The sequence below is a fragment of the Agrobacterium sp. 22-3639C2 genome (assembly GCF_053522105.1).
The window spans coordinates 336,857-361,768 of record NZ_JBNWDB010000002.1 but is presented as its reverse complement, the minus strand read 5'-3'; the positions used below and the strand labels follow the sequence as shown (position 1 = coordinate 361,768).

Genomic DNA, 24,912 nt, shown 5'->3' with positions numbered 1-24,912 from the left:
GCGTTAGAGTGCCCAGCCTCGCAATTTCAGTGGCGCTGCACATGATCGCCGCCTTGGCCGTTGGCCTCTTGGCTACAAGGAAATCGCTGCCTCCGCCAACCGAGCAAAGCATCGTGGTCGAAATTTTATATGAACCCCAGGCGGTACTCGCGCAGCCCGCTGGTGTTCAAAGGGAAAGTGAGCCCAGCGCTTTAATCCCAGCGATAGACCACGCACCTGAGCAAAATGCGGAATCCGCGCTGACCAGCGAGTCCTCCCCTCAAGGGGACGGGATGGTTCGCGCGAAAGAGTTATATTCGGCGAAAGTGCTGGCAGACCCGCGAAGCAAGCAAGCTTTGGCTGCACTGAGGCAACTCGGCACAGATGATCGCATCGCTCAGCTCTGCAACGTCGAGGCCATGGAGCAGGTCCATATATGGAAATCCGAGTTCCAGCCGGATTTCGTTGTCGCGTATGCCACGGCCGACACAAAGCTTTCCGGTCTTACACTTCAAGCAGACGGCGCAGCGGTCCGAAACAAACGGCATTGGTACGACATGAAGTTTCGATGTGTGGTAACCCAGGATTTGGAAAGGGTAGTTGCCTTTGAATTCTCGCTGGGCGGAGAAATCCCTAAGAGCGAGTGGGAAACACGTTCGCTTCCCGTCGCCGACGGTTCATCTGACTGATTGTCGAAATCTCTGGGAGAGGGGTATTCTACCCTCTCAATTTGCCGCGGTTTTAACGCCGATATCCGAAATCTGTCGGTGAAGCTGAATCTAGCTTCGTTGCTACAGATTGCGGACATCGGAATCCCGCACCCCCGATTGCGTGACGCACTCCCTCCGCCTTGTGTGCGGTCATGCCGGATAGTCTGAGAGCACCGGTAAACGTCGTTGTCTTCCAATAGCCGTGCGGGATCGACGAGCGGCAGCGATCTCGCATTGGACTCGTCCGCGAAGCCGAGACATTTTCGTGCTCAAGCCGGTTTCATCAATGAAGACGAGGCACGCCGGATCGAGATCGAGCTGTTCGTCGGACCAGTCTTGGTGACGTTTCAGGAGGTCGTGGCGTTCCTGCTCCAGTGCATGTGCGGTCTTTTTTTGAAGGTCCAGCCGCGCTTTCTTAGCCAGACGTCGAGCGCGCTGCGACCGATCGATGCGGCTCTTTCCCCAGCCAGTCGCAGGACCATTTCGTCGAGGCGAACGTCCTTTTCATATCCCGGGATGCACGATCCTCGGTTCTTGCTGCTGTGTCCGCACAAGACGAGCGACAGCGCCGTAGCGCAGATCGCCAAGGAGGTCTTGTCGATGACGAAAATTAACTGGAATTCCACCCAGATGAATCAGAAGCTCCCGCTTCCGATCAGAGCAGCCCGTGTCCTGAATTACGTTGCCGACGGAAACGTGAGTTCAGGCTAAAGTCAGTATATGTGATAACTCTCGTCCGTGACAATGTCCGCTAGGCGGTATCCGCGGCTCTCTCCCGCATCTATCGCGGCGTCGAGTCTTGCTTTTCAGGTCAATGAAGTTTCCCGCCAATCGTGAATCGGTTATCATTCACAAATAACGGAGTGGGTGGCACTTGCAGGGATCGGTACACATCTGGGAACGCGCCGAGGCCGAGGCTCGGATTTCGGAAGTCTTCCAATTAGCGAAAGATGGCGTTCCCCAGTTGGTTCGCGACGATGAAGGGCTCCTTGAGATCAAGTTCAAGACAAAGCGTAAAGGGTCCGCTGGAGCTTATCTTTCCGCAGGTGGCCCGAGAGAGCGCTAGGCAAACCGCATCGCTTGTTGGGTTACTGTCTCTGGACATCTTCCCGGTTGAACCACCCACACCGAGAAGCCCGGATTGTAAACGCCGGGGAGCGCAAAATACTGATTGATCAAGGAAAAGTCTTTGCCATTCAGCGTGGCTATTGGCAGATCGTGAGCGATTGAGACGGCCGCAATAAAGAGGTCCTGTCCAGGTTTTCGCTTTTTCGTGTTTTCCGGATTTGTATACCAAAGATGCCTTAGTGGCTCGCAGCAATGGAGTTTAGCGAGAGTTTTGGCGACTTCGTGGTTGATCTCGGGATATAAAAAGTCCCATTCGAGCAGATCATCGAACCAAGCCATGATCTCCGAAGCGAGAGCCGGCTGGCTTGCGCCAATTTCAACAATTCCCTGTTGAATTTCTAAAAGCACTGGAAACGGTATTGCCAAATCTTGCTGGTCGGCGAGCCAACCAGCGACGGAGGGATGTGCTTTTTTATACTGGGCTTGACTCAAAACACTTGTGTCTAACAGAAACATGCCCGGGTCTCCGTCGGGACAATGTGGAAGTGATTTGGTAAGTGTTGATTGCCGGTGTCGTTTGGTCAACGGTAAGTAATTGTGATTCAGAAATCCAATTGCCGCGCTAGCCCGTGAATTTTGAAGACATTCACCTGCAAGCCTTCATAAGTGCGACCATGTCGCCGCTGTTGAGTGCCGCCAGCGGGAGTTCTGTCCGAAGACGCGTCGGCGATTTCCCTATGTCCCGCCGTCTATCAACGCGAGATAATCAAAGACGCCGACATACGTGTCACTGTTGTCGGACACCATGTCTTCGCGGTCGCTATCTACTCGTAGGGGACGGAGGTCTCGCGTGTCGATTGGAGGCGTGGCTCCAATCCCGTACTGTTACAGACAAAGCTTGCATGTGCCGTCCCGCTCGCTCGCCAACCAACGATGCGCCGAACGAAAACGTCGATGACAAAGGCCACGTAGACGAAACCCTGCCAAGTGGCGACATAGGTGGAATTCGAAACCCACAGCCCGTTTGGTGCAGGGGCTTTGAACTGGCGATTCGCCCGGTCAAGCGGGTTCGGGGCCACCTTGTCCGAGAACGTCGTGCGGACCGGCTTTCCCCGAATGATCCCCTGCAGGCTCATCGACCTCATAGACCGACTGACAGTGCAGCGGGCGACATCGAAGCCTTCACGCTTCAATCGCCGCTAGGCCTTGCGAACGCCATAGACGCGGAAATTCTGCTCGAGCATCCGGCGTATCTCGATCTTCAGGTCGATATCGCTGCGGGCGCGAACCGACAGACGGTCCACATCCAAGCGCTTGGCGATGTTCTCGTAGTAGGTTGATGGGGCAATCGGCAAAAGCCTGGAGGTCGGCTCGACCCCGAACGCGCTATCCTAAGCAGTTATGCATCCATTGGCGCGGCTCAGGACGAGTTGAACTGGTTTAAACCTCCACCCTGACCATCAACTGCATTTGCGACCGCCGTCGAAACCGATGCTGCCAATGCTGTCGTCAACGTCAATCGACGGCTTCCCCTGGTGGCAGCGTTCGAGAATGCGTTTGGCTTTGTGAAGTGCAAACGGTGCCGGCAGCGCACTCAACCGTTGCGCATGGATCATTTTCTCTAGCTGCTGGATAGCCCGTTCCAATGGGCTGACAGTAGCTGGTGTGGGTCGCGGGAAATATCGAGCATGACCCGAGTTGATTGACATCATGTCACCTCATCGGTTGTTGTTATCGGCGGGTATAGCGGTAAAGATGACAAATACGCGGCATGGAACTCGGCAATCCACCCTGTGGTAAATGAAAACTTGCGGTCGTCTCGATTTGAAACCCTGTCTGGTGGTGGTGGCCTTCGGTAACAAGTGCGTCGGCGAAGTCTTGTCCAAGGGTTCCGAGGGGGCAGAAACCGAGATCGAATATTAGCTCGCCAACGCTAGTGTTTGCAGACCCGCGCCAACAGCACGCCAAAGCAATGAGTCCGGGGGTCGCGTAAGAACGACTGTTATGGCCGGGACAGGCCATCTGTTTATCGTCGGGTCATTGCAAGAAATTCTACGCGATTGAACGGGCTTGCCGACGTACGGGAGCGACGGGGTGGCGGATCGCTCAAAGGTGCGTGATGATCGAACGTGCTTTCCATGATGCCGACACCGCTAGTAAGCCCTGGAAGCTGGCGGCGAATACTCTGAACATGGATGGACGCAATCATGCCGTCCAGTCGGGCAATGCTGTTCTCGATCAACGTCTCCGATATCGATGCACCACACCTGGCGAGGAGTGTCGCCATCCCTGGAAGCGTAGTTGACGGAATCTCCAGTTGGAAATGCTCGACGGGTTCGCAGACGACCATTCTCGAATGAGAAAGTGCCTCGGCCAGAACCAAAGGTGTGAGCCCCCGGAAGTCTGCCGCCGTGCTGCATGGGGAACTGTGCCGGACGTCAGTGAGCACGACCTGACAGTCAATGACTTGCCAACCGAAAACACCAGCCTTGAGAGTCTCCGATACCGTCTCCTCGATTGCACGGTAGAAGCTGATCGGCATCTGTCCGACATCGGCCTCGATCGTATATGCGTTTCCTGAGCCAGCTGGTCGAGGTTCAACCCTCAGGCCGATTGTTGCAAGAAACGGATTGGGGTCTCTGAATATTGTTTCGAGCGCATTTGCCGACCCGGCTGGTCTTTCAACGTAAATGACAGTGCTTTCCTCGAAAGTCGCATCGACCCCAAATTCCGCAAGAAGGGTGGCCTGAACGATCTCCTTCTGCACCTCTCCGTAAAGTGACAGATACATCTCGCTTGCATCCTCCGTGCTACGCAGATTGATGAGCGGGTCATGTTCCGAAAGCTGCTGCAACGCAAACCACAATGCCCGGCTTTCCGACGGCCGCCGCGCCACGGCACGTGTTTCGATTGTTGGCGGCGCAAACTGGTGCACAAAAGCGCCTCCAGTGTCCGGTCCGATCAAGTCGCCGATCCGCGCTCCCGCGAGACCTCCGACCTTCACGATCTGTCCGGCTCTGGCGTGATCGCATCTGCGTAATCCAGTTTTGCCGAACACTTGGAGGCTCGTTATCTTGGCAGGCCCGGTTGGCAATTCGATAGTGCCGCGAGCGCTTACAGTTCCGGCTTCGAGGTTAATGTAGGCGAGCTTTTCGCCACCCCAGCCGCGTTCAATCTTGAAAACGCTACCCTGGGCAGGGAGCGACGGATCGGGAAGGCGACTGGGCAACAGAGTTTCTATCGCATCAATGAGGTCCGGCAGTCTGATTCCGGTCATCGCAATCCTCCACCAGAGTATCACGTCCAGCGGTTTGGCGCTCGGCAATGTGCGTCTATCGAACACGGGGAACTACCGGATTTTCGAGAAAGCGACGTCGGAAGGTTCCTGCAACAACCACACCCAATCCAAATCCGGCTATCAATCTTGCTAGCAAAAGGTCGGGCAATGAATATGACACCAGCCAATAAAGGGCCCCAAATGCCAAGAATGATGTCGCGATAAGGTAAAGTCGGCCGCCCGTGGCTGGACGACGAAAAGCTACAAAATGAAAGCCGGCGACGCTCCCCATTAGGCATGGTACAAACTGACCGAGAATTATCGTTGGTTTTGCCGTGAGCGCATCCAGCAGACAAAAGACGAACGCCAGGAATCCAGCACCGAGCAATTGCAAAACGACGGCTCCAATAAGACGTGTTCCGCAGGTATATTTGGATTTCGAATAGCGAAAATACGTGACCAAGACGTCCTCCCTTGATGGGTATCGCCATCGATAGGCGACGACCGTCTTGAATTCGTACAACCTCAACTGAAGTTGAGGTCAAGAGATAGATCAGAAATATCCGAGTGTTGAACTATTCGAAATCCATGGCTTCGAAAGCCTTGGGGAGTACGAACGCTTTGTTCGTTGGCTAAGCGATCTAGTTGTTGCTGGAGCTTGCGATGAGATTATCCATGATTTCTTAAATACCGGACTGTAGCGCCGATTAAGCTATTCAAGGTTTCTACGCTGGAGGCCGTGTTGAACACATGGTCCATGGCAGCCTCCCAGACAATGTTCTCTCCAGCATGAGCTGCGGCGAACTTTTTCGCGGTTCCGCGAGGTATTGCGTCATCAAGGGTGCCCTCTGCAATAAAAGCGGGGCCTACGTACCGTGATAGTTCAGCCACAGGAGCAAAACTTGCAACCTCCAAGAAGAATTGTGGTCCCAGGGTGATGGATGCTCCCCAAGGCAACGTCAATTTCGTTGCCCCCTTGCTGTCCAGACCTCGCAGATACGCATCTTGGCCGATCAAGCCGGGGAAAGAAATATGGGGTTCTCCCACAGCGGCCCACAGTGCCACCCCTGATGGGCGATTGGTTCGGCCCGCAGCCGCCGCCGCGACCAGTCCGCCTTGGCTCCAACCAAGCAAGACAATCTTGCCATTTCCCAGACTCGGTTGAGCGGCGATGAAATCCATGGCGGCCAAGCAGTCGTCAATCTGTGTAGAGTAGCTCGTCTCTTCGGTGGAACCATCACTGTCACCCGAGCCGCGAAAATCAATTCGCAGGGAAGAGTGGCCCAGATCACCCAGCGCGGCGGCAACGTACTCAAAAATCCCAATCCCGAGTGATGGAATCACAAGTTCATTCCGCGTGCCTGCAAAGCCATGGAGCAGCAAAAACGTCGAGTTTTCAGGGGTTTTAGCCTGACGTATGGTTCCCATAATCGTCTGCCCGCCAGATTTGAATGAAACAGTTTTCTCTGACGTCATCACGTTTATCTCTCGGTATTCTTGCACGGAATCGACGAGAATATACCGCAACTCGGCGAGTAGGGTGAAGCGCCAGTGCTTGCCACTGCCACTGTTGAACTCTCTTACCACTGCGTCTTTTGCGGTTTGGTCAAACTCCATGCTTCCGCTAAGCGGCCGCACTCCTTTGAGTGGCCTTCATTATCGTAGACCTCAAATGCCAAGAGCCGGGAGCCTCGCCAAGTAGGCCGAGGGCTTTGATATGGATAACGCTCGATTTGGAAATAACCGCCATTCTTACGGCTATCGCGTTGGCCAGCTGTTCGCAATGGTTCTGCTTGCCTCGCCAAAAGTTCGCACAGGGCCAGATCGAGCTTTTGACGGGCGCACACCAATCACAGATATCAACGAAGGCAGAATTCGCTACGCACTATGACGGGCGGGAACTCCACAAAATCAGCCAGATCGAAGGAGACGGAAAAACTAATTCTTTTATTTTTCGCCCACTCTACGGCCGCCGATTTGGCAAAATATGGCACCTTGGTTGCCAGAGAACAGTGAGGAACCCACGACCCGACGCGGTAGTGCTCGTGGCAAATCAGAGAGTCGAAGCGTTTGTGCAACGCGGCATGGAGATCAAACAACGGCTGATCAAAACAAGGCTTTGCCCAAAGGACCAGGTGATCATTATCGAAATATTCAACAGCCTCAAAGGCGACGAGCAGCGCATCCTGAGCTGAAAACACCTCTGCCATGATTGCGCCTACATCCCCAGGGTGGTCCGGAAATACTACAAGTGTAATGTGCGGAGGGTAGTCCAATTCCTGCATCGAGGATACGGGCTCAAATTTGCTCGCCTCATCCCATAGCTTCACGATATTGATGGCTGTAGCGTTGCGGCTCTTTATGCTGATCCCGTAAGGCATTTTTTCATTTCCCCAAACTCGTCCCACCTTACGGAGTTTGAACGCGGCTGATAATACAAAGATGTCCACCTCGTGCCAAATACCGTCACGGCGAGATTCACCCAAAGCGGCCATCGACGTGCGACGGATGGTACATGCTCAACGCAATGGGAGGGGCGAACGTTGATCATTTTTGGTGGACTGCCCGGCTCGGGCAAGAGCACCGTTGCACAGGCTTTGGCCCTTCCGGCGCGTGTTACCTGCGCGTTGATACCATTGAACAAGCTATCAGCTCGTCAACGCCACTGGCCGGACAACACAATGTCGGACCTGCTGGTTATGTTGCGCTTTATCGGGTGGCGGAGGACAACTTGCGGCTGGGCCAGATCGTCATCGCCGACTCCATCAATCCTATTGAAATCACCCGGGCTGCATTCAGAAATGTCGCTACCGAAACGAGCAGCGGATTCATTGAGATTGAAGTTGTCTGCTCGGATGTCATCACACATCGCCATCGTGCCGAAACACGGTCTCCTGCGATAGAGGGACGATTGAATCCAACCTGGGCTCAGATACAGGAACTAAACCTTGAGCCGTGGTCCTCCGACCTGCGTGTAGATACGTTTCACTTGTCCCTCGAAGAAAGCACCGGTGGAATAAGCCGCTTCCCATTGTCCCTTGGGAACGGAACTGATCGCCGCGCGGATGACATCGTCGGCCTCTCCGACGTAGATTGGCTGTTCCCGTCCGCCTTTTGTGAGATCAATACCTCGTCGATGCTTTATGCGTTCATGTTGCGTTCTTATTTTGGTGACGAGTCAACCGTGATAGATTCGCGTATTGCGGGAGGACTGCCGTGAAAAAACCGAAGTTAAGGACGTCGAAACGGAAGAAGAAATTCCAAACCACGGGGCCGGACTCGAGGTACGCGAAGCCGTTCAATCCTGAGAGCTACCGCATCCTGACAACAGGCCTTCGAGGCAGGCTGAAGGACGTCGGCATTCTCGAGGACCAGACTGCGGACATCTCGCAGTACGAGGACGACCGCGAACCACAGGTACCGGGAAAGACTATACGAAATCCATTTAAGGCGTACCCCTGGCAACCGACGCCGTTCAACACCGTGAAGGGCTAAAATGACATACGAGACTGATGTCAAGGACATCGTCGCCGTCCAAGCGGGCTTGGCCGACTTCTGGAGCGATGCACACGGATGGGCACCTGATGATGGAGCCGCACTCTTGGCATCCGCGCGCCTCGACTGGACGCCCTCACTTGCCCGTTCCCTCAGTCGCTGGGTAGAACCCGTAAAGTTGCCGGATGGCGATCTCATCTTGGCGTGGGCTAACCTCGGCAGCATCCTGGAGAGTTCACTTCGGCTGTTCCTCGGCGTTTACATTACGGACTATCGGAATTCGATAGAGGACCTTGAAGCGATCAAGGCCATTGAGCAAAAGGGAGCGAATCAGGGGCAGCCCTATCCGCCGAGTAGCATTCAGTTCGAAAAGATCAGGCAGCTTTTGAGCAGGAAAGAAATCTTCCCAGCCAAAGACCTCGCTTTTGTCGGCCTTGTCCAGAGTCGACGCAACGCGATACACGCCTTCACTAACCGGGAGATCGGTAGCGCGGAAGAGTTCCGCTCGGCAGTTGCAACGTACCGCGTCTTCATCGCCGATCTTGCGACACGTCTTCCCTATCCCGATGAATTAGGATTCCGCTGGTTGGACCGCGCGGGATCAATTCGGATGGGTCGCCCGTAACTACACCGGAGGTATCTCTTGGACAAGCTTCTCCGCAATGCCATCGACTCGATCGAGATTGGCGTCGAAGACTTTCAGTCGAAGGACGGCCGCCGAGCGCTGTCGGCCGTCCGCAACGTCCACGCAGGTGTTCTTCTACTCTGCAAGACCGTCTTGTGGCAGCATTCTCCGGACTCCGAAGGGTCACTCATCTACATCAAAATGGAACCCAAAAAGCGACCCGATGGAAAGATCGAATGGCAACCAAACAGAAATAAGACGGTTGATGTCTTCGACATCAAATCTCGCTATAAGCTCCTTGGGCTGGCGCTCGATTGGGCCAAACTCGACGAGCTGACGAAACATCGTAACACAATCGAACATCTCTATCTGACAACACCCGAAGCAGTGGTCAGAGAAGCACTCGCTAATGCACTGCCGTTGATCAATACGATCATGCGGGACCAGCTAGGTTACACTCCCGAACACGAATTCAGCACCAATATATGGCAACTACTGCTGGAGAACGCGGACATCTTGGCCGAAATCGAAAGGGAGTGTGTCGCCACCTTCGAAAATCTGGATTGGCCGTCGACCGAGGTCGAATTTCCGATAGAGCATCTCAGCTGTACGAACTGTGGATCGAGTCTGATCAGGCAGAAAGACCCTACGAACACAAAACCAATCGCTATAGAGTTCGCGTGCCGGTCGTGCGGAGACGAGCATCTTGATCTCGGCGAGATGATGGAACCCGCTTTAGCCGCGGAATCTGCAGGCCTCACCTATATTGCCATGACTGATGGCGGCGAGCCACCCATAGCCGCATGCTTCGAATGCAGCAAGGCAACCTACATCATCGACGCAGGGGAATGCGTCGTATGCGATGCGTCAGCGCCAGGTAAGTGCAGCGCGTGCAATGAGACGATCCACCCGAACGATTACAATCCAGATTATCCCGGCCTATGCGGTTACCACGCGCATCAATGGCAACGGATCGAGAGAGAGTAAGAGGGTCCCGACGCCTAATGGCGTCGGGACTTCATTACGGGCACATCAATCGACGGCAGGTATGATGTCCGAAGTTCCTCGGGGATTGGAAGCCCGTTGTACTCCTTATAGCCGCGGATGGATATCGTCCCTTCCTTTCGCTCAAACTCGAAATCGACGGGTGAACGTTCGTCTGCCGCCCATTGCCGGAACCGGTTGACGTTGATCTGGTTCAAAAACCGCATTTCGTGCGCTAGGGCGTCGTGAACACTCTGGATCGATGAGAGTATTCGCCGAAGCTCCCTTGCCAGTGCCGTCCGATCCGAAGCGGGCATCTGCTGCACCCATGCATCGTTAACATGGGCAAGGTTATGGAGATCGTTCGCCAGCTTTTCGAGGATCGGAGCGAGCGCCTTCCGATCAGGGTTCAATGCTTTGTATCCGTCGAGCTGGAATAGGACCGTATCAATGTGTTGGGTGACTTCCTCCGGCTCGCCGTCGGTCCCGACTTTCACCGTTTTGATGGTCTCGGTGACACGTAGCATGCCATCTCGGACATTCCGCCAGAGCTTGATCTGTAAGGACACCTCGATCCGGTTTTGGATACCAGGGAAGAATACGTCAGCCTGCTTGGCGATCTTGAGCATTTCGTCGGTCGCGGAACGCCACTGTCTGATCTGGTCGACGCACCGCAAAATGTACTCGAGTTCGCTTTTCTCCCTTTCACGGCGCTTGAGGTCGGCGATGGCGGTTTCGTGGCCTTCATGGTTCAACGAGCCGAAGCAATCCGGCCCAATGAGCCGAACAACTTTCTCGTCCGGGAAGTACGCGATAAGTCCTCCGTCTCGGCCGAACTTTCGGTGATCTGGAGAACAGCAAGGACACGGAGCCCACGTCTTGGATTCTACCTGCTCTTTGCGAAGGTAGAATCGACCAACATAATTTGGGGGAGTGCCGGTCTTCGGTGGAGGAGTATGGCTGTGACCGTGCCAGAGCCAAGGATCATGCCCAGCCTCGATAAAGGCCTTAATTTCTGCAGTAACCTCGTCCCGGGGGCATGTATCGAAAATGGGTTTGTTGATCTTAGCTGTTTCAGGAACCTGTACGTAGTTCGAGGAACTGTTCGACAATGACGAATCACTCGGTTGTTGACGACAACTTTATTTAGCATGTTCTGGTTTTATTCACGAGTCTCAACCAGCGCTATTACTCGCGCGCGCATCTCACCTGGCCGCACGGTCGTCGAGCATCTGCTGCATCTTGCTTTCGGTCTGCTCTCGATCGAACCCCTTGCTACCAATCTCGTCCGCGACGAGGTCCCTGACGAGCTTTCGAATGGCGTCGGCGTCGTAGCGAAGCTTCTTGATCTCAACGCCTTGCCGATGTTCTTGCCCGCATAGACACGCCAGTTACGACATTAGAGCAACTGCTTCCTTGGAATTGGACGTCGCCAGCGTCAGAAGCTCAAGCTGCCTGACCTGTGGCCTTCACCGGAGGCTTACCCAATGGCTGACACTGTCGTCACATTCGTTGCTACTACAGAGCCCTTTTCTCACAATCGATAATCCTGAGGCCTACCCCGGTGCTGGAACGTTCCCACGCGATCGTATTGAAAGTTCCCAAGGGAAGCCTTTCCTCCGATTGCAATCAAAGGCTTCAATGTACTTGCTTGTTCTCGCTACCTAATCGATAGTTGCGCTCAACCTCTGCACGACGAACGCGTCTTCTCGCGAAAGCATGGGAGGCTTTGGTGCGGGGGCGCAATTGCCATTCTACGTTAGAAAATCGGTTTCGGCGGGTCCATTCCGCTTCAATTTCTCCAAGTCTGGGGTCGGTGTCTCTGTAGGCGTGAAAGGCCTGCGGATAGGAACCGGTCCCCGCGGACACTACATACATGCTGGTCGTGGTGGCCTCTACTACCGGGCGACGCTTGGTAATGCTGGAGCAAGTCGGCAATCGTCCGTTTTGCCACAACAACAAGCATTGCCGAAGGTTACTTTCGACAACTGTGATGTCGAAATGATCGAGATCGATTCCGGCGATGTCATGCACATGCGTGACACTTCCTTTTCGGAACTCCTTGACGAGATAAACTCCAAGGCGCGGCAGACCCGCATGTCAGTGGCCCTTTCGTTGACCGCTCTCGCAATAGGTGCGGTGGCAGCCCTCGCGACGGGCGGACCTGGATTGCTAATTTGCGCTGTGGCGCTACCAGCGGGGGCGATCGGCAGTTGGCTGGATTCTTATCGCAGGACAACCGTACTCTACTATGACCTAGAAGGTGACGCGGAAACAGCCTACGGGCGGCTGACAGAAGGGTATGACGGCCTGAACGGGTGTGCTGCCAAATGGCATATCGAGGCCGGAGGCGCTATCCAAAGTCTCACAGCCTGGAAGCGCAATGCGGGAGCTTCCCACCTCGTAAATAGGAAATCGACCACGCTCGCATATACCCTCCCGTCGGTTATCAAGAGCAACGTCACGCCTCCTGCGCTGCATGTGGGCAGGCAGGTCATGTTTTTCATGCCCGATATTGTACTTGTGCAGGACGGTAGTCGGGTAGGTGCCGTTAGCTACACCGACTTGAACGTCCGTTGGCAGGAATCCATGTTCATCGAGACAGACCGCGTCCCAAGTGACGCCAGAATTGTAGATCACACTTGGAAACACCCGAACAAAAGCGGCGGTCCCGACAGGCGTTTCAGAGACAACAGGCAGATTCCAATCTGCCTGTACGAAACAATGCACCTCACGAGCAATAGTGGCGTTAACGAACTTGTGGAGTTTTCCAGGACCGGGGTGGTGGCCGCTTTTGTGGATGGATGCCGGATGCTCGCCGCGCTGCCTCGGGAACGGAAAGCTACGGTCGCGTTGCCACCAGCGCCTGCGAACGGTGCCGTGGATGTCCCTCCCGTCAACGCGACGGAAAGGAAAGGTAGTTTCCTCAAGGGAGCATTACTTACAGTGCTCGCACTTATGGTCGGAATTCCGGCCTTTGCCATCTTTTTCGGCCCCCGTCACAAGGAGGCCGATGCCGGATTGCCACCTAATTTGGTTGCGGAGACATCCGAAACGCTGGCCGCAGGAGAAAAGGATGGGGCGCTGCCCGAGAAAATCAAAATTGAACCCACGCCTCAAGTGCCGACGGTCAACAAAACCGAAATGGTTCAGTCGGGGTCGTCCACCAGTGATAAAGCGGAGCCCACCGCAATCCGCTATACGAAAACCGACGCTAATCTGCGCGAGGGACCTGGCACCAAATTCGCTGTGATTAACGTTGTCCCTAAAGGAGGGCGGGTCTCCGTCATGGAAACTAAAGGTGGATGGAGCCGTGTCCAGGTAGATGTCAAAACGTCTGGATGGATGGCGAATTCTACGATCGTGGGAAATTAACCGTCGACTCCAGCGTCGGAACTGCCGATTATCCGAAGAAACCTAAACGTCCGCGATTTTTGTTCCGGGGAAACTGCGTGTTGGGGTGTCCGCACAGTTGTCCCGCCTACGCTTGCCGTCGACGACGATGTCCTGATCCGCGGGGTCGCAATGGACGGCATCACCGCCTGGAAAGTGCCAAGCGGTGAGTACCCGCTCACGACCTTTGACAGTTCGTTTGCCTCGTTGGTCGTCTCTGATCGAGGTAAGGTCCAGACCTTCGGCCTTCTGTCTGGCCCTGACTTTCTGAGTCGAGACCAACTTGATCTGGCCCTCGTAGACCGCCAGCATACGCGAGGGATAGTCAGTCACTGACTGGTCCGTAAATACTCGGCGATCATTTTTCCGTCCGATGGCTGGAAAAACTACGGAACGTATTGGTCGGAAGCTTGTCCCGAGGAAAAACACTTATAAAGTGTGACGCTCAATAAAACCTTTAGGACCTACTGGCGATTCGAAGACTAAGCGGAGGAATTCTTGACGATAATCGAAAACCTACTGACGGTGCCCGAGCGGGAAAACGGTGGACGGACAGCTTATGACCGGTTCGATTACCAGACCGCCTGGGGACTTATGAAGGTGATCGCTCTTCATTCTTCAGGATCGGATTACGCTGTGGCGTTCGAATTTCATGATGACATTGCCGAATTGGACAATTTGTCGTCTCCTACACGATTGAGCTTCTACCAGGTCAAGACAACAAAAAGTACAAGCTGGAGCCTAGCAAAGATCGCCCAACGGACAAAGTCGGGCGAGACGCGCAAGCCATCTTATGCAGGAAAGATGTTCGACAACGTGGAGCGTTTCGGATCAGCCGTGGACAAGGTGGTATTTGTCAGTAACCGTCCTTTGTCAGAAATGGTCAGCGAGCTCCCGGAAGCCCCATTTAGCTCAGCTGAAAAGGCCAAGCTCAATAAATTTATATCGGCACTTGAGAATGAGTGCGTGGGGTTTAAATCAACAGATCACTTACCGCTTTTCCGTTTCTCAGATTGCGGTCTGCATCTTGACACCTATGAACAGACCCTGTTGGGCGCTGTAACAAAGTTTCTTGAAGACACTATCGGAAGCGGGGTGGACTCCCGTGCGTTTAACTTCATCCTCGTCGACGAATGCAGGCAGCGGTCCAAGAAGTTGGCAGACTTGACTGGTGTCGATGAGCTTAGATCGTCAAAGTTTTTGACCCGCGACGACATCCTAGAAAAGCTCGAGTCCTTCCGGAAACGGCGTCAGCATCGCCCCGAATGGGGTTCGGTAGCGCCATATCTAAATCTACATTTCTCGCAAGCAGCACGCATCGAGAGAGAATGGCGAAATTACGAGATGTCGCGCCTTGAAAGACCTTATGCAGCGAGTATCGAATTTGCCGACGAGGTCAAAAATATTGTTGTCCCCATCATGGATCAGGCGGCGACAATGTGGGACGGCGTTTTAACTGCGTTGCCCAAGGTCCGAAGTCTTATACGGCAAAGGTTCGGCGAGATGACTGAGGACTTTCAGCATGCCGTTATTCTCTACGAGTTCAAGCGATGAGCGCAACCGACAAGTTCCAGCTGTTGATAAGAAATCTGAGAAGAAAAAACGATGAAAAACTTGCGCTTCGAAAGGCTGGAATTGTTGTCACTCGTCGAGCGGACGGCGAGGACGATAGAGTTCCACCCGAAACTGACGGTGGTCAAAGGTCCGAATGATGTTGGCAAGTCGTCTGTAATCAAGAGCCTCTATTGGGCATTCGGCGCAGCACCCAAGTCGATACATAGGAAGTGGAACGAAGCCAAGGTGAAAGCCTTGGTTACCTTTACCATAGATGGTTCAAGGCATTCGATCCTTAGGAGCGGAGACACCATTGCGGTGTTCGACGATCAGGACCAATTGCTTATCTGCACCAGAAACATCACAAAGGAACTTGGACCGTTTATCGCGGACAAACTCAGGTTCGGACTCGTCTTTTCGAATCGGCAAGGCGACCCCGAGATACCCCCGCCAGCGTTTGCATTTCTTCCATTTTACGTGAACCAAGAAGGCGGATGGGAGAAGCCATTCAACTCCTTCGATTATCTCGGGCAGTACACCGATTTCAAGAATTCTGTGATCGACTACCACTCTGGGATTCTCGGGAACGAATATTACGAATTGGCTGCCGAAAAACGAAAGCTCAAACTCGAGCAAGACGTGCTCGCCGGTGAACGTCGAACTATCGGTAAAGCAGTCGAAAAGCTTGGACTTGAAGCTGATTTCTCCGGCCTCGAGCTTACTATTGCTGATCATGAAGAAGCCATCGAGGGATTACTGACAAGACTCAAAGGAATACGAGAGATAAGGCAGCGTCGCGCGCTCCAGTTGGCGGATGCGCTTGATCAACGGAGTTCTTTAGACAATCAGGTACGCGTCGCGCGTCAAGCAATTTCAGAGCTTGAGAAGGACGCGAAGTTTGCCGCCTCTCTGGAGGCTGCCGAAATTCTCTGCCCGACATGCGGAACTGTTCATCAGAACGACTTTGCTAATCGTTTTGGTATCCTTGATGACCGCGAGGCATGCTTTGAGTTCCTGACCCGCAGTCATCAGGAAATGCGCAAGCTGTCCGAGAGCGTGTTGAGGGCCCAGCTCGACCTCCGTGACGCTGATAAAGCTATCGCTGAAATTCAGAGGCAGCTCGACGAGAAGCTTGGCGCAGTTAGCCTGCGGGACGTGATCGAAATGCAAGGCCGCCGCGCGGCAGCAGGACTATTCGTTGATCAGCTAAGCGAACTTGATAAGCAGATCGGAGAAATGAGTAGCCGTATCACTGAAATCGAAGACAAGCAGGAAACCTTCAAAGACAAGAAACGCCGCGACAAGATTGAAAGCTTTTATGCTCAACTCATGCTGAGATATCTTCGTCGATTGGACGTGGCAGCTATTGATCATGCAACAGTATCTAAAATTAACGGCCGTATCAGCGACACTGGTAGTGATCAGCCACGTGCAGTTTTGGCATACGACCTTGCACTTTTGAAAACGATATACGAATTCAAAGGTTCTTTTACTGCACCCATGGTTCTCGACAGCCCCAACCAACAAGACCAAGACGAGGCAAATGTTGCCGAGATGATCAAACTTATAATCTCAGAACGCCCAGAAAATGGTCAGACTATTCTGGGGACCGTGTCGATGCATGGGGTTGAGGTGGAGGATGGCGCTGTTCTTGAATTCGACCGGAAGCTTTCCGTCCTGAAGGCGGAAGAATTTGATTCAATGAATGATCGGATGCAGCCGCTCTTCAATCAGATGCAGGCCTGAGGGACTGGAGCAGGGGCATATGGAACCGTCAATGCTTTGAAGTTGACCTTGGATACAAATGCCCGCTTTTTGCCTTTGCACTCGGCCAATATCATCTAACGGGAAAAATAACAGAATGATTGTCGATGGCCACAGAATGATTGTTCTCCACCTTGAAACATTTTGGTATGCTTTCCAGTTGTCAGGGGTGAGTGATTTTTGGATTTCCAATGTTGCCCAATTTATTGGCTATGTGCGTCAACGTAGGTGGGCCGTCTCATACGCATTGAAAACCGCAGCTATACGTGATATGAGTATATCTAGTTTACGAGGTGATCGAAATGGTTGCGACAGCTTTACGTGAAGCCCCTGTTGAATTTCAGGAAGATAAAGACACATACACAATTCGTTTGCTCCGCATCGCTGCGAGTGCCAAAGACGCAAAGGCTAATGGCGGGATGAATTTGACCAGTATGTCTCGAGAAGAGCGTAGAAAAGTTCTTTTTGGGTAAAAATTAATAAATGAATGATGTTCTAAAGCTTCCCCGAATCCAGGGGAAGCCGCTCGAAGTAATTGTATCACCTCAGTATAAAGCCGATTCTTATTACCGCGGAAAACCTCACCTTGAAGATCATGTCTTAGACATAGTTGATGCTATTGTTGACGGTAAGCAGCTTCCGAGTTGGGCCTACAGAAGCGGCATCGATGATAATTGTCCACCCGACAGAATGCTGTCCCGCTACGGAATAATGCATTTGCATTTGGGTGCCAAAAACTCGAATGACCTTTTGTTATTGATGCAATTTGACGATCATGTTGTCATTTTAGCAATTGGAAACCATAGGCATTTTATCGAAGACCCACCTGGCAGTCTCCTCTACAAATTTCATAAAGCGAAAGTGGAAGAAATAAACAAACTTCGCGAACAGCAAAAACTTCAGGAAGAGGCGTCCGCAGCACTGGAGGCCGCGGCGAAGTTGGAAGAAAAGAGTACCGCAATAAAGAGCGGTCTTCTTCCTCGCAAACATGCGACCCAGATTGCCAAAAACTAAAAGGCAGGGTTTCCCCTGCCTTTGGTGCTGGCCGCAGACCAGAAAGAGACTACATCTCGTTTCCGAGATGGGTGCCGACCCGCAGGTCAGACCCAATATTTACCGGGCACCAACATGGCCGTCAACCGCCCTGCGATGATTTCCCGGAGCTGTCAGTCGTTCAAGGATTTCGTCCTCGACAAGTGCGACACGGCGCTTGTGTTCAAGAACAAGTGCAGCCATTTCGGCGGCATGCTTTTCCCCAGCCCGGTTTTCGATGAACGAACGCAACGGGACAATGGCACTTGCGACACCTTCGAGGATCGCTTCAAAGTCCCTTTGTGACACCTTCGGCACCATGTGCAAGCCACCCCGATTGAAATCGACATAACGCTCAAGTCTGCAGATGCTGGCGGCGGTCATGACCTTGTCGCAGATTGCCCAGACTGTGCGCTCCTTATCCGGCCCCGGATTTTCCGACAGCTGGCGACAGTATGGGGGAAGTGGAAGACCCAGTTCGATTTCTCGAGGCGGTTCGCTCGTCAATGGTACGAATACGACTGCGCCATCCATCGGCGACATAGAGATTGGAGGCCGCAGAATTACCCCTGGGTGATAATCGGTGAACTCCGGTTTACGCGCGCCCTTGGCGGCCCCAATCCAATGACCCTGGTCAACAGCGCGTCGATCTCGCGTCTGATCTCGGCAACCTGCACAGGGTCGAAAGACACGCGGCGCTTCCCACGCCGCTCGCCACCGACCACCCCGAGCGCGCTGATGAAGCTTGTAAGCCTGCGACGATCCATATCGAGATCGGCAGCCAGCGCAGTCAGGCTCACCATCCCATCATCCTCCGCATCGACGGCATTGCTTTTCGTCAGGGCGGCGAAGTGCGCCTTTCGAAGGGTCGCCAGCAGCATCCGTTTTGCAGAGGCCTCTGACAGGGAGCGCGCCTGATTATATGCCCAGCCAAACACGACCGAATGTGATTGATCGATCTCGGCGCTAGAGAGGTTGTCTTTGGCCGAGCGGGCGATGACGTTGACCACACACTACCGACTTCTGGTACACTTGCGTTTCTCTCATGTTCGATCTGCTATGCCTCAGTTAACGCTCTTCTCGCGCCAATCCGGGTCGCACTTATCGTGGAAATCTGAAACCTCTGACCAGAACAAACCTGGAAATTTAAAGATCGCGACAACACTGCGGGACAGTTCACGCAGGTCCCCTCAACGTCGCGTTCGGGCTGTAAAAGCGTGCAGTGGAGAGTAGTGCGGAAGATTGCAGCAGTTGCTAAACCCCCGTTCAAAAGACCGTCTCGACGGTATTTCGCTTGTAAAAAACAGAGCGAGTTACGCCGTAAACAACGGCATGTTTTAATATATTTATAGTAATTTAAAATATGTTATAAATATAACTATGTAATAAAATAAACTTGTGGCTAGCTTTAAAGTGTAACTCAGTGTTGAGCTCTTGGTATCGTAGATTTAATTGCCGGAAGTAGAAATGTAAATATTATTTTAATATGCCTATACGTCGATTCGTCGCTGTGGATTGTAATATATATTTCTAGGAAATGGAACTTGCTCCGGTCATTTTGGTGACTCCGGGTCAAAAGCGATGACTCCGCACATAATTTCTTAACATCTCTTGCGCAGTAGAATTTGCGGGTATATACCCGAGACAAATGCCAAACGATAGTTGTCACTGCATTCTGCTGCGAAGAGCATCCCGAAAGGTCTCGTCCTATTACGATGAGGCGCTGGCGCCGCTTGGCGTCAATATCGGCCAGTTCAGCCTGTTGCGGAACATCAACCGCATGGCGCCGGTGTCGCTCACCGATCTCGCCGCGCGGGTGGAACTGGACCGCTCTACCGTTGGACGCAATACCAAGGTGCTAGCCCGCATGGGGCTGGTGGCCATCGGCCATGGCGAGGATCAGCGCGAAGCGATGCTGACTGTGACGGAGCAAGGGCAGGAGATACTGAAAACAGGCGCGCCCCTCTGGGACGGAGTACAGGACGAAATCGAGGCCAGGCTTGGCCCGGAAAAGACCGCTCAATTGCAGGAACTACTCGCAGCCCTGTAATTTTTTTGATGATAAAACGGGTATCTGCCCGCAATACAGGGTATATACCCGTAAAATTTCGGCCGCTGGCCGCTGGAAATGGATTTTGAACATGCTCTCCACACGCCTTGCCAGCTGGATGGCCGACAGAAACATACATTATGGCTGGCTTGTTGCCGCAACCACCTTTTTGACGATGCTGGCAACCGCCGGCGCGATGGGATCGGCCGGGGTGATGATCCAGCCGCTGCATCAGGAGTTCGGCTGGGATATTGCCGATATTTCATCTGCCATGGCGGTCAGGCTGGTGCTCTTCGGCCTGCTCGGGCCCTTTGCCGCTGCCTTCATGAACCATTTCGGTATTCGCCAGGTCGTGTCGACGGCCCTTGCGCTGATCATGGGCGGCATCGTCGCCTCGTTCTTCATGACTGAGGTGTGGCAGCTGTTGCTGTTATGGGGCGTGGTGATCGGTGTTGGCACCGGCATGACGGCACTGGTGCTGGGCGCGACCGTGGCATCGCGCTGGTTTTCAAAGCGCCGGGGACTGGTGATCGGCCTGATGACGGCCAGTAACGCCACCGGCCAGCTGGTTTTTCTGCCTTTGCTCGCGGCACTGACGGAGGCCTATGGCTGGCGCACCGCGCTGACGCTATCCGTTGCGGTGATTGCGATCGCCATGATTCTCGTGCTGCTCTTGATGCGTGACCATCCCGCCGATGTCGGCCTGCCAGCCTATGGCGAGACGGTGGTGGTAAAACCGCCGAAACAGGACCACAAGTTTCTTGCAACACTGGCATCCCCGATACTGACGTTGAAGAGCGTGTCCGGAAACCCGGTTTTCTGGGTGCTTTTCGGCACGTTCTTCGTCTGTGGACTTTCCACCAACGGCCTTATCCAGACACACTGGATTTCCATCTGCGGTGATTTCGGCATGGCGGCGGTCACGGCGGCCGGCACGCTGGCTTTGATCGGCATTTTCGATTTCTTCGGCACCATCTTCGCCGGCTGGCTTTCCGACCGTTTCGACAATCGCTTCCTGCTCTTCTGGTTTTACGGTCTGCGCGGGCTGTCCCTGATCTATCTCTCCTTCTCGGGCTTCAGCTTCGTGGAGCTGTCGGTCTTCGCCGTATTTTACGGGCTGGACTGGGTGGCAACCGTGCCGCCAACGGTGAAGCTTGCCGCTGAGAGTTTCGGCCGCGAAAAAGCGGGCCTGGTTTTCGGCTGGGTGTTTGCGGGGCATCAGTTGGGGGCCGCCACCGCTGCCTTTGGCGCAGGTTTCTTCAAGAGCGACTTCGACACATACATGCCCGCACTGCAGATTGCCGGCGTGATGTGCATGATCGCTGCTGTCTCGGTACTGCTTCTCAAAAAGCCTGGTTCCGCGACTTTGGCACCGCAGGCCGCCTGAGATTGCAAAGGAGAAGGCTTGTGAAACAGGCCAACTTCCGACTGCCGGGCCCGCTATTTTGACCGTTGTCATGGCTATCCGTTGCGTATTTGTCACACCAAGCACCGGCTAGCTGCCCTGGCTTATCGTTCGCCTTTCGGTTTGATCCATCTCAATCCGCTCACCTCTCCCTTGGCGATAGTGGCCGTAGCGGCTGCGGCAAGCGAGGATTCGCGAATGCCCGCCGCCATCAGCCGGTTTCCCGGGCTTGCCCGGCTGCGGCGCGCGATAGGAGAGATGGAATGACGAACAGGAAGAAAAAAACCGCCTTGCTTGCCAGTGTGACGGTGAGCGTCGCGGCGATGCTGATGTCGGCCAACGCGATGGCGGCAGATCTGGCCCCGCCGGCACCAGCCCCCACCGCTGAAGAGGCGATTGCGGCGGCGAGCCCATGGATGCTGCGCGTGCGTGGTCTCGGGGTCATTACCCATGACAGCGGCAGCGTTGACGGTGTGCCGGGTGCAGGTCTCTCCTATTCGGATACGGTCATTCCTGAACTCGACATCAGCTATTTCTTCACCCCGAATATCGCTGCCGAACTCATCCTCGGCACCACATACGCCAAGATCAACGGCGAGGGTGTGCTGGCCGGCACGCCGGTGGGCAAGACATGGTTGCTGCCGCCGACGCTGACCCTGCAATATCACTTTACTGATTTCGGCGCCTTCAAGCCCTATATCGGCGCGGGCGTGAACTATTCGATGTTCTACAACCAGTCCGAAAAACCCGGCTTCAGCAATCTTGATGTCAAGAACAAGTTCGGCGCGGCCGTGCAGGTGGGTTTCGACTATATGCTGGACGAACATTGGGGCGTGAACTTCGACGTGAAGAAGATTTTCCTGAAGACCGACTGGACCGCAGAACTTGGCGGCACGCCAATCAGTGGCAAAGCGAAACTCGATCCCTGGTTGATCGGTGCGGGTATCACCTATCGCTTCTGACCCCTTGGCCTCGCGCCGTCGCTGCCTTTGACGGGCGGCGCTTTCTGAGCTATATGGACGGCCACGGGCAGAAGAGCCCCGGCCGTCCGCAGGCGTTTACGCCCTTGGTGAAGCTCTTTTTGGAATAACGGTCATCCCCATGTTTTGCATGTCGTCGATGGCAACGCGGACCCCTTCGGAAAAATACGGCATGCGCATGTTGGAGAACCGTTATGAACGTGTCCAAACCGCTTCCCGCGCTTGAGGGATTGAAAGAGCAGGCAAAACGGCTGCGCGCCGCCCTTGAAGGGCAGGGGCAGGCAATCACCCATTCAAAGGCGCTTGAACTCATCGCCGCGCAATATGGCTTCCGCGACTGGAACACCCTGCATGCCACGGCGGGAAACCGTCCCGCATTCAATCCCTATCTTCTTGGTTCGCGGGTGGAAGGCCTCTATCTAGGCCAGCCCTTCGTGGCCTCCGTTCTGGGCGTGCAAACGCTAGGCGGCGACCCGGAACGCTACCGGCTGACCCTGCATCTCGACGATCCCGTGGATGTGGTGACCTTCGAAAGCTTCTCGGCTTTCAGGCAGCGTATCCACTGCAATATCGATACGTCCGGACGCACGGTGGAGAAAACCTCCAACGGTAGGCCACAGGTTGAGCTGGTCTGGTAGTCCGAGCACCCGCCGAGAGGCGGGTGTCTCCTTGTCCTTCGTAAGACCCTAAATCCGCTTCCCCGCCGCATCGAACAGATGGAAGTCCTTCGTCTGGGCGGCAATCCGCAGGTTCTCGCCGATACCAAGCTGCGAGCGGCCGGGAACGCGGAAGACGATGGTGGTGCCGTCTGTGAAGGAGCCATGCACGTAGCTTTCCGCGCCCACCAGTTCCACGGCGTCCACCCGCACGGTGCCAGTGAAAGCGGCATCGGGAGCTTCTGTTTCCGCGAGCGTGATGTCTTCCGGACGGATGCCCAGTGTTGCGGTGGTTTGCGGCAGCGCGCCTGATCCATTCACCGACCACCCGGATGCACCGTTAGCCGATGGGGTGCCGTAGGGCAGGAGGTTCATGGAGGGCGAACCGATGAAGGTGGCGACGAAGGTGGTGGCCGGTTTTTCGTAAAGCTCGATCGGAGTGCCGATCTGCTCGATGCGGCCGGCATTCAGCACCACGAGGCGGTCGGCCAGCGTCATGGCTTCCATCTGATCATGGGTTACGTAGACGCTGGTGGTGGCGAGAGAACGTTGCAGGCGGCGGATTTCGACGCGCATCTGCACGCGCAGCTTGGCATCGAGGTTGGACAGCGGCTCATCGAACAGGAATGCGGCGGGCTTGCGCACGATGGCACGGCCCATCGCCACGCGCTGGCGCTGGCCACCCGAGAGCTGGCGCGGCCTGCGCTCCAGATATTGTTCGATTTCCAGCGCCTTGGCTGCCTCGGTGATACGCCGGTCGATCTCGTCCTTCGGCGTGTTGCGGTTCTTGAGGCCATAGGCGAGGTTCTGCCGCACTGTCATATGCGGGTAAAGCGCGTAGTTCTGGAACACCATGGCAATATCTCGGTCTGACGGTTCGAGATCGTTGACGACGCGGTCGCCGATGACGATCTCACCGCCCGATATGCTTTCCAGCCCGGCGATCATGCGCAGCAATGTTGATTTTCCGCAGCCGGAGGGGCCGACCAATACGATCATCTCGCCATCGGCTATATCCATCGATACGCCCTTGATGGCGTCGACATTGCCGCCGTAAACCTTGCGGACGTCTTTCAGCGCAATTTTTGCCATTACTTCTCGGTCTCCACCAAACCTTTGACGAACCAGCGCTGCATCAGCACCACAACGATAATCGGGGGGATGATGGCGAGGATCGCCGTCACCATCACATAATTCCAGGGCGTCGAAGCGTCGGTGAAATCCACCATGCGCTTGAGGCCGATGATGATCGTGTTCATCTTGGCGTCGTTGGTCACGAGCAGCGGCCAGAGATACTGGGTCCAGCCATAGATGAACAGGATCACGAAGAGAGCGGCGATATTGGTTTTCGACAGCGGCAGCAGAATATCGCGCATGAAACGGAACGGCCCTGCATTGTCGATACGAGCCGCCTCGACCATTTCGCCGGGAATGGTCAGGAAAAACTGCCGGAACAGGAACGTCGCCGTCGCGGACGCCATCAGCGGAAGCGTCAGTCCCGCATAGGTATCGATAAGCCCGAGGTCGACGATGACCTTGTATGTGGGCAGGATGCGCACCTCGACCGGCAGCATGAGCGTGATGAAGATCATCCAGAAGAAGCCCATGCGAAATGGAAAACGGAAAAATACGATTGCGAAAGCCGACAGGAAAGAAATGACGATCTTGCCGATGGCAATGGCGAGCGCCACCACGAAGCTGTTGAACAGCAGCCGTTCAAGGCTGACGCCGACCACTCTTTCGACGCCGCCGACCATGGCATCTGTATAGTTTTCACCAAGATGGTCGCCGGGCAGCAGCGACATCGGTGGGCGAATGATGTCATTCGACGTCATGGATGACGCGATGAAGGTGTAGTAGATCGGGAAGGCCACGATGATGATGCCGAGAACCAGCATCAGATGGGCGATCACGCGGGCGACCGGGCGATTTTCAATCAT

25 protein-coding genes and 3 pseudogenes are annotated in these 24,912 nt (G+C 54.5%); 16 read left to right on the top strand and 12 right to left on the bottom strand.

The features are described from left to right. The first annotated feature begins 41 nt into the window (after positions 1-41). Positions 42-668 carry a DUF930 domain-containing protein gene (locus tag ACQZ6D_RS09445; RefSeq protein WP_448729866.1) on the top strand — a complete coding sequence of 209 codons (627 nt, stop codon included), beginning with the start codon at positions 42-44 and terminating at the stop codon, positions 666-668. A 166-nt stretch (positions 669-834) separates the two neighbouring features. On the opposite strand, the pseudogene ACQZ6D_RS09440 reads toward ACQZ6D_RS09445, so the two are convergent. The 7 genes and pseudogenes from ACQZ6D_RS09440 to ACQZ6D_RS09410 form a co-directional block, all read right to left on the bottom strand. Next, positions 835-1,192 (bottom strand): annotated as a pseudogene (locus ACQZ6D_RS09440) (transposase); the annotation flags it as partial. A gap of 559 nt (positions 1,193-1,751) precedes the next feature. Beyond that, the gene (locus ACQZ6D_RS09435) at positions 1,752-2,273 is read right to left on the bottom strand and encodes a PIN domain-containing protein (RefSeq protein WP_448729865.1); all 522 of its coding nucleotides are present in this window, start codon (positions 2,271-2,273) and stop codon (positions 1,752-1,754) included. Between the two features lie 332 nt (positions 2,274-2,605). Beyond that, positions 2,606-3,145: pseudogene (locus ACQZ6D_RS09430) on the bottom strand (IS3 family transposase); the annotation flags it as partial. 72 nt (positions 3,146-3,217) lie between these two features. Continuing rightward, a complete protein-coding gene (locus ACQZ6D_RS09425) occupies positions 3,218-3,469 on the bottom strand; it encodes a hypothetical protein (RefSeq protein WP_448729864.1) in 252 nt (83 codons plus the stop codon). 314 nt (positions 3,470-3,783) lie between these two features. After that, positions 3,784-5,034, bottom strand: coding sequence for a hypothetical protein (locus tag ACQZ6D_RS09420; RefSeq protein WP_448729863.1), 1,251 nt, complete (start codon positions 5,032-5,034; stop codon positions 3,784-3,786). 669 nt (positions 5,035-5,703) lie between these two features. Further along, positions 5,704-6,651, bottom strand: a complete 948-nt coding sequence (locus tag ACQZ6D_RS09415; protein ID WP_448729861.1) for an alpha/beta hydrolase — start codon at positions 6,649-6,651, stop codon at positions 5,704-5,706. A gap of 242 nt (positions 6,652-6,893) precedes the next feature. Beyond that, positions 6,894-7,415, bottom strand: a complete 522-nt coding sequence (locus ACQZ6D_RS09410) for a 2'-5' RNA ligase family protein (protein ID WP_448742091.1) — start codon at positions 7,413-7,415, stop codon at positions 6,894-6,896. Between the two features lie 134 nt (positions 7,416-7,549). On the opposite strand from ACQZ6D_RS09410, the gene ACQZ6D_RS09405 reads away from it, so the two are divergent. The 4 genes from ACQZ6D_RS09405 to ACQZ6D_RS09390 are packed head-to-tail and all read left to right on the top strand — an operon-like array spanning position 7,550 to position 10,141. Further along, complete coding sequence (locus ACQZ6D_RS09405; RefSeq protein WP_448729859.1) at positions 7,550-8,254, top strand: hypothetical protein; 705 nt, start codon at positions 7,550-7,552, stop codon at positions 8,252-8,254. Then, positions 8,251-8,529 (top strand): hypothetical protein, encoded by a 279-nt coding sequence (locus tag ACQZ6D_RS09400; protein ID WP_448729858.1) that lies wholly within the window; start codon positions 8,251-8,253, stop codon positions 8,527-8,529. Before ACQZ6D_RS09405 ends, ACQZ6D_RS09400 begins: the two co-directional genes overlap by 4 nt. Before the next feature lies 1 nt (position 8,530). After that, positions 8,531-9,154 (top strand): hypothetical protein, encoded by a 624-nt coding sequence (locus ACQZ6D_RS09395; protein WP_448729857.1) that lies wholly within the window; start codon positions 8,531-8,533, stop codon positions 9,152-9,154. Between the two features lie 18 nt (positions 9,155-9,172). Beyond that, positions 9,173-10,141: a hypothetical protein gene (locus ACQZ6D_RS09390; protein ID WP_448729856.1), complete on the top strand. Its 969-nt coding sequence runs from the start codon at positions 9,173-9,175 to the stop codon at positions 10,139-10,141. A gap of 14 nt (positions 10,142-10,155) precedes the next feature. Here ACQZ6D_RS09390 and ACQZ6D_RS09385 read toward each other — a convergent pair whose 3' ends face one another. Next, positions 10,156-10,893 carry a hypothetical protein gene (locus ACQZ6D_RS09385; protein WP_448729855.1) on the bottom strand — a complete coding sequence of 246 codons (738 nt, stop codon included), beginning with the start codon at positions 10,891-10,893 and terminating at the stop codon, positions 10,156-10,158. Between the two features lie 396 nt (positions 10,894-11,289). On the opposite strand from ACQZ6D_RS09385, the gene ACQZ6D_RS09380 reads away from it, so the two are divergent. The 7 genes and pseudogenes from ACQZ6D_RS09380 (at position 11,290) to ACQZ6D_RS09350 (ending at position 17,863) form a co-directional block, all read left to right on the top strand. After that, complete coding sequence (locus ACQZ6D_RS09380) at positions 11,290-11,520, top strand: hypothetical protein (protein WP_448729854.1); 231 nt, start codon at positions 11,290-11,292, stop codon at positions 11,518-11,520. A gap of 337 nt (positions 11,521-11,857) precedes the next feature. Next, a pseudogene (locus tag ACQZ6D_RS09375) lies at positions 11,858-12,031 on the top strand (DUF4236 domain-containing protein); the annotation flags it as partial. Positions 12,032-12,139: 108 nt separating this feature from the next. Beyond that, positions 12,140-13,513 carry an SH3 domain-containing protein gene (locus ACQZ6D_RS09370; protein ID WP_448729979.1) on the top strand — a complete coding sequence of 458 codons (1,374 nt, stop codon included), beginning with the start codon at positions 12,140-12,142 and terminating at the stop codon, positions 13,511-13,513. A gap of 516 nt (positions 13,514-14,029) precedes the next feature. Continuing rightward, positions 14,030-15,085 carry a dsDNA nuclease domain-containing protein gene (locus ACQZ6D_RS09365; RefSeq protein ID WP_448729853.1) on the top strand — a complete coding sequence of 352 codons (1,056 nt, stop codon included), beginning with the start codon at positions 14,030-14,032 and terminating at the stop codon, positions 15,083-15,085. 51 nt (positions 15,086-15,136) lie between these two features. Continuing rightward, the gene (locus ACQZ6D_RS09360; protein ID WP_448729852.1) at positions 15,137-16,831 is read left to right on the top strand and encodes a hypothetical protein; all 1,695 of its coding nucleotides are present in this window, start codon (positions 15,137-15,139) and stop codon (positions 16,829-16,831) included. A gap of 320 nt (positions 16,832-17,151) precedes the next feature. Beyond that, on the top strand, positions 17,152-17,322 hold the full coding sequence (locus ACQZ6D_RS09355; RefSeq protein ID WP_448731715.1) for a hypothetical protein: 171 nt from the start codon (positions 17,152-17,154) through the stop codon (positions 17,320-17,322). 10 nt (positions 17,323-17,332) lie between these two features. Beyond that, on the top strand, positions 17,333-17,863 hold the full coding sequence (locus ACQZ6D_RS09350) for a hypothetical protein (RefSeq protein WP_448729851.1): 531 nt from the start codon (positions 17,333-17,335) through the stop codon (positions 17,861-17,863). Between the two features lie 99 nt (positions 17,864-17,962). Here the strand turns inward: ACQZ6D_RS09350 and ACQZ6D_RS09345 are convergent, their stop codons facing one another. Continuing rightward, positions 17,963-18,265, bottom strand: coding sequence for a hypothetical protein (locus ACQZ6D_RS09345; protein WP_448729850.1), 303 nt, complete (start codon positions 18,263-18,265; stop codon positions 17,963-17,965). Positions 18,266-18,444: 179 nt separating this feature from the next. Continuing rightward, positions 18,445-18,891 (bottom strand): hypothetical protein, encoded by a 447-nt coding sequence (locus tag ACQZ6D_RS09340; protein ID WP_448729849.1) that lies wholly within the window; start codon positions 18,889-18,891, stop codon positions 18,445-18,447. A 638-nt stretch (positions 18,892-19,529) separates the two neighbouring features. On the opposite strand from ACQZ6D_RS09340, the gene ACQZ6D_RS09335 reads away from it, so the two are divergent. The 4 genes from ACQZ6D_RS09335 to ACQZ6D_RS09320 all read left to right on the top strand — a co-directional run bounded on the left by ACQZ6D_RS09335 (position 19,530) and on the right by ACQZ6D_RS09320 (position 22,954). After that, a complete protein-coding gene (locus ACQZ6D_RS09335) occupies positions 19,530-19,931 on the top strand; it encodes a MarR family winged helix-turn-helix transcriptional regulator (protein WP_174005870.1) in 402 nt (133 codons plus the stop codon). A gap of 91 nt (positions 19,932-20,022) precedes the next feature. Then, complete coding sequence (locus tag ACQZ6D_RS09330; protein ID WP_113555721.1) at positions 20,023-21,318, top strand: MFS transporter; 1,296 nt, start codon at positions 20,023-20,025, stop codon at positions 21,316-21,318. A 281-nt stretch (positions 21,319-21,599) separates the two neighbouring features. Next, positions 21,600-22,298 carry an OmpW/AlkL family protein gene (locus ACQZ6D_RS09325; protein ID WP_019564584.1) on the top strand — a complete coding sequence of 233 codons (699 nt, stop codon included), beginning with the start codon at positions 21,600-21,602 and terminating at the stop codon, positions 22,296-22,298. A gap of 212 nt (positions 22,299-22,510) precedes the next feature. Then, positions 22,511-22,954 carry a glyoxalase superfamily protein gene (locus ACQZ6D_RS09320; RefSeq protein WP_003510652.1) on the top strand — a complete coding sequence of 148 codons (444 nt, stop codon included), beginning with the start codon at positions 22,511-22,513 and terminating at the stop codon, positions 22,952-22,954. 48 nt (positions 22,955-23,002) lie between these two features. On the opposite strand, the gene ACQZ6D_RS09315 is transcribed toward ACQZ6D_RS09320, so the two are convergent. Then, positions 23,003-24,064 carry a sn-glycerol-3-phosphate import ATP-binding protein UgpC gene (locus ACQZ6D_RS09315; protein ID WP_013761452.1) on the bottom strand — a complete coding sequence of 354 codons (1,062 nt, stop codon included), beginning with the start codon at positions 24,062-24,064 and terminating at the stop codon, positions 23,003-23,005. After that, a complete protein-coding gene (ugpE, locus tag ACQZ6D_RS09310; protein WP_003510648.1) occupies positions 24,064-24,912 on the bottom strand; it encodes a sn-glycerol-3-phosphate ABC transporter permease UgpE in 849 nt (282 codons plus the stop codon). Before ugpE ends, ACQZ6D_RS09315 begins: the two co-directional genes overlap by 1 nt.

What these genes read in the sequence shown, in the direction of transcription:
- ACQZ6D_RS09445 (WP_448729866.1), top strand. Translation starts at nt 42, where the DNA reads ATGATCGCCGCCTTGGCCGTTGGCCTCTTGGCTACAAGGAAATCGCTG.
- ACQZ6D_RS09435 (WP_448729865.1), bottom strand. Translation starts at nt 2,273, where the DNA reads ATGTTTCTGTTAGACACAAGTGTTTTGAGTCAAGCCCAGTATAAAAAA.
- ACQZ6D_RS09425 (WP_448729864.1), bottom strand. Translation starts at nt 3,469, where the DNA reads ATGATGTCAATCAACTCGGGTCATGCTCGATATTTCCCGCGACCCACA.
- ACQZ6D_RS09420 (WP_448729863.1), bottom strand. Translation starts at nt 5,034, where the DNA reads ATGACCGGAATCAGACTGCCGGACCTCATTGATGCGATAGAAACTCTG.
- ACQZ6D_RS09415 (WP_448729861.1), bottom strand. Translation starts at nt 6,651, where the DNA reads ATGGAGTTTGACCAAACCGCAAAAGACGCAGTGGTAAGAGAGTTCAAC.
- ACQZ6D_RS09410 (WP_448742091.1), bottom strand. Translation starts at nt 7,415, where the DNA reads ATGCCTTACGGGATCAGCATAAAGAGCCGCAACGCTACAGCCATCAAT.
- ACQZ6D_RS09405 (WP_448729859.1), top strand. Translation starts at nt 7,550, where the DNA reads ATGCTCAACGCAATGGGAGGGGCGAACGTTGATCATTTTTGGTGGACT.
- ACQZ6D_RS09395 (WP_448729857.1), top strand. Translation starts at nt 8,531, where the DNA reads ATGACATACGAGACTGATGTCAAGGACATCGTCGCCGTCCAAGCGGGC.
- ACQZ6D_RS09380 (WP_448729854.1), top strand. Translation starts at nt 11,290, where the DNA reads ATGTTCTGGTTTTATTCACGAGTCTCAACCAGCGCTATTACTCGCGCG.
- ACQZ6D_RS09370 (WP_448729979.1), top strand. Translation starts at nt 12,140, where the DNA reads ATGATCGAGATCGATTCCGGCGATGTCATGCACATGCGTGACACTTCC.
- ACQZ6D_RS09360 (WP_448729852.1), top strand. Translation starts at nt 15,137, where the DNA reads ATGAAAAACTTGCGCTTCGAAAGGCTGGAATTGTTGTCACTCGTCGAG.
- ACQZ6D_RS09355 (WP_448731715.1), top strand. Translation starts at nt 17,152, where the DNA reads ATGGTTGCGACAGCTTTACGTGAAGCCCCTGTTGAATTTCAGGAAGAT.
- ACQZ6D_RS09350 (WP_448729851.1), top strand. Translation starts at nt 17,333, where the DNA reads ATGAATGATGTTCTAAAGCTTCCCCGAATCCAGGGGAAGCCGCTCGAA.
- ACQZ6D_RS09345 (WP_448729850.1), bottom strand. Translation starts at nt 18,265, where the DNA reads ATGACCGCCGCCAGCATCTGCAGACTTGAGCGTTATGTCGATTTCAAT.
- ACQZ6D_RS09335 (WP_174005870.1), top strand. Translation starts at nt 19,530, where the DNA reads ATGCCAAACGATAGTTGTCACTGCATTCTGCTGCGAAGAGCATCCCGA.
- ACQZ6D_RS09330 (WP_113555721.1), top strand. Translation starts at nt 20,023, where the DNA reads ATGCTCTCCACACGCCTTGCCAGCTGGATGGCCGACAGAAACATACAT.
- ACQZ6D_RS09325 (WP_019564584.1), top strand. Translation starts at nt 21,600, where the DNA reads ATGACGAACAGGAAGAAAAAAACCGCCTTGCTTGCCAGTGTGACGGTG.
- ACQZ6D_RS09320 (WP_003510652.1), top strand. Translation starts at nt 22,511, where the DNA reads ATGAACGTGTCCAAACCGCTTCCCGCGCTTGAGGGATTGAAAGAGCAG.
- ACQZ6D_RS09315 (WP_013761452.1), bottom strand. Translation starts at nt 24,064, where the DNA reads ATGGCAAAAATTGCGCTGAAAGACGTCCGCAAGGTTTACGGCGGCAAT.
- ugpE (WP_003510648.1), bottom strand. Translation starts at nt 24,912, where the DNA reads ATGATTGAAAATCGCCCGGTCGCCCGCGTGATCGCCCATCTGATGCTG.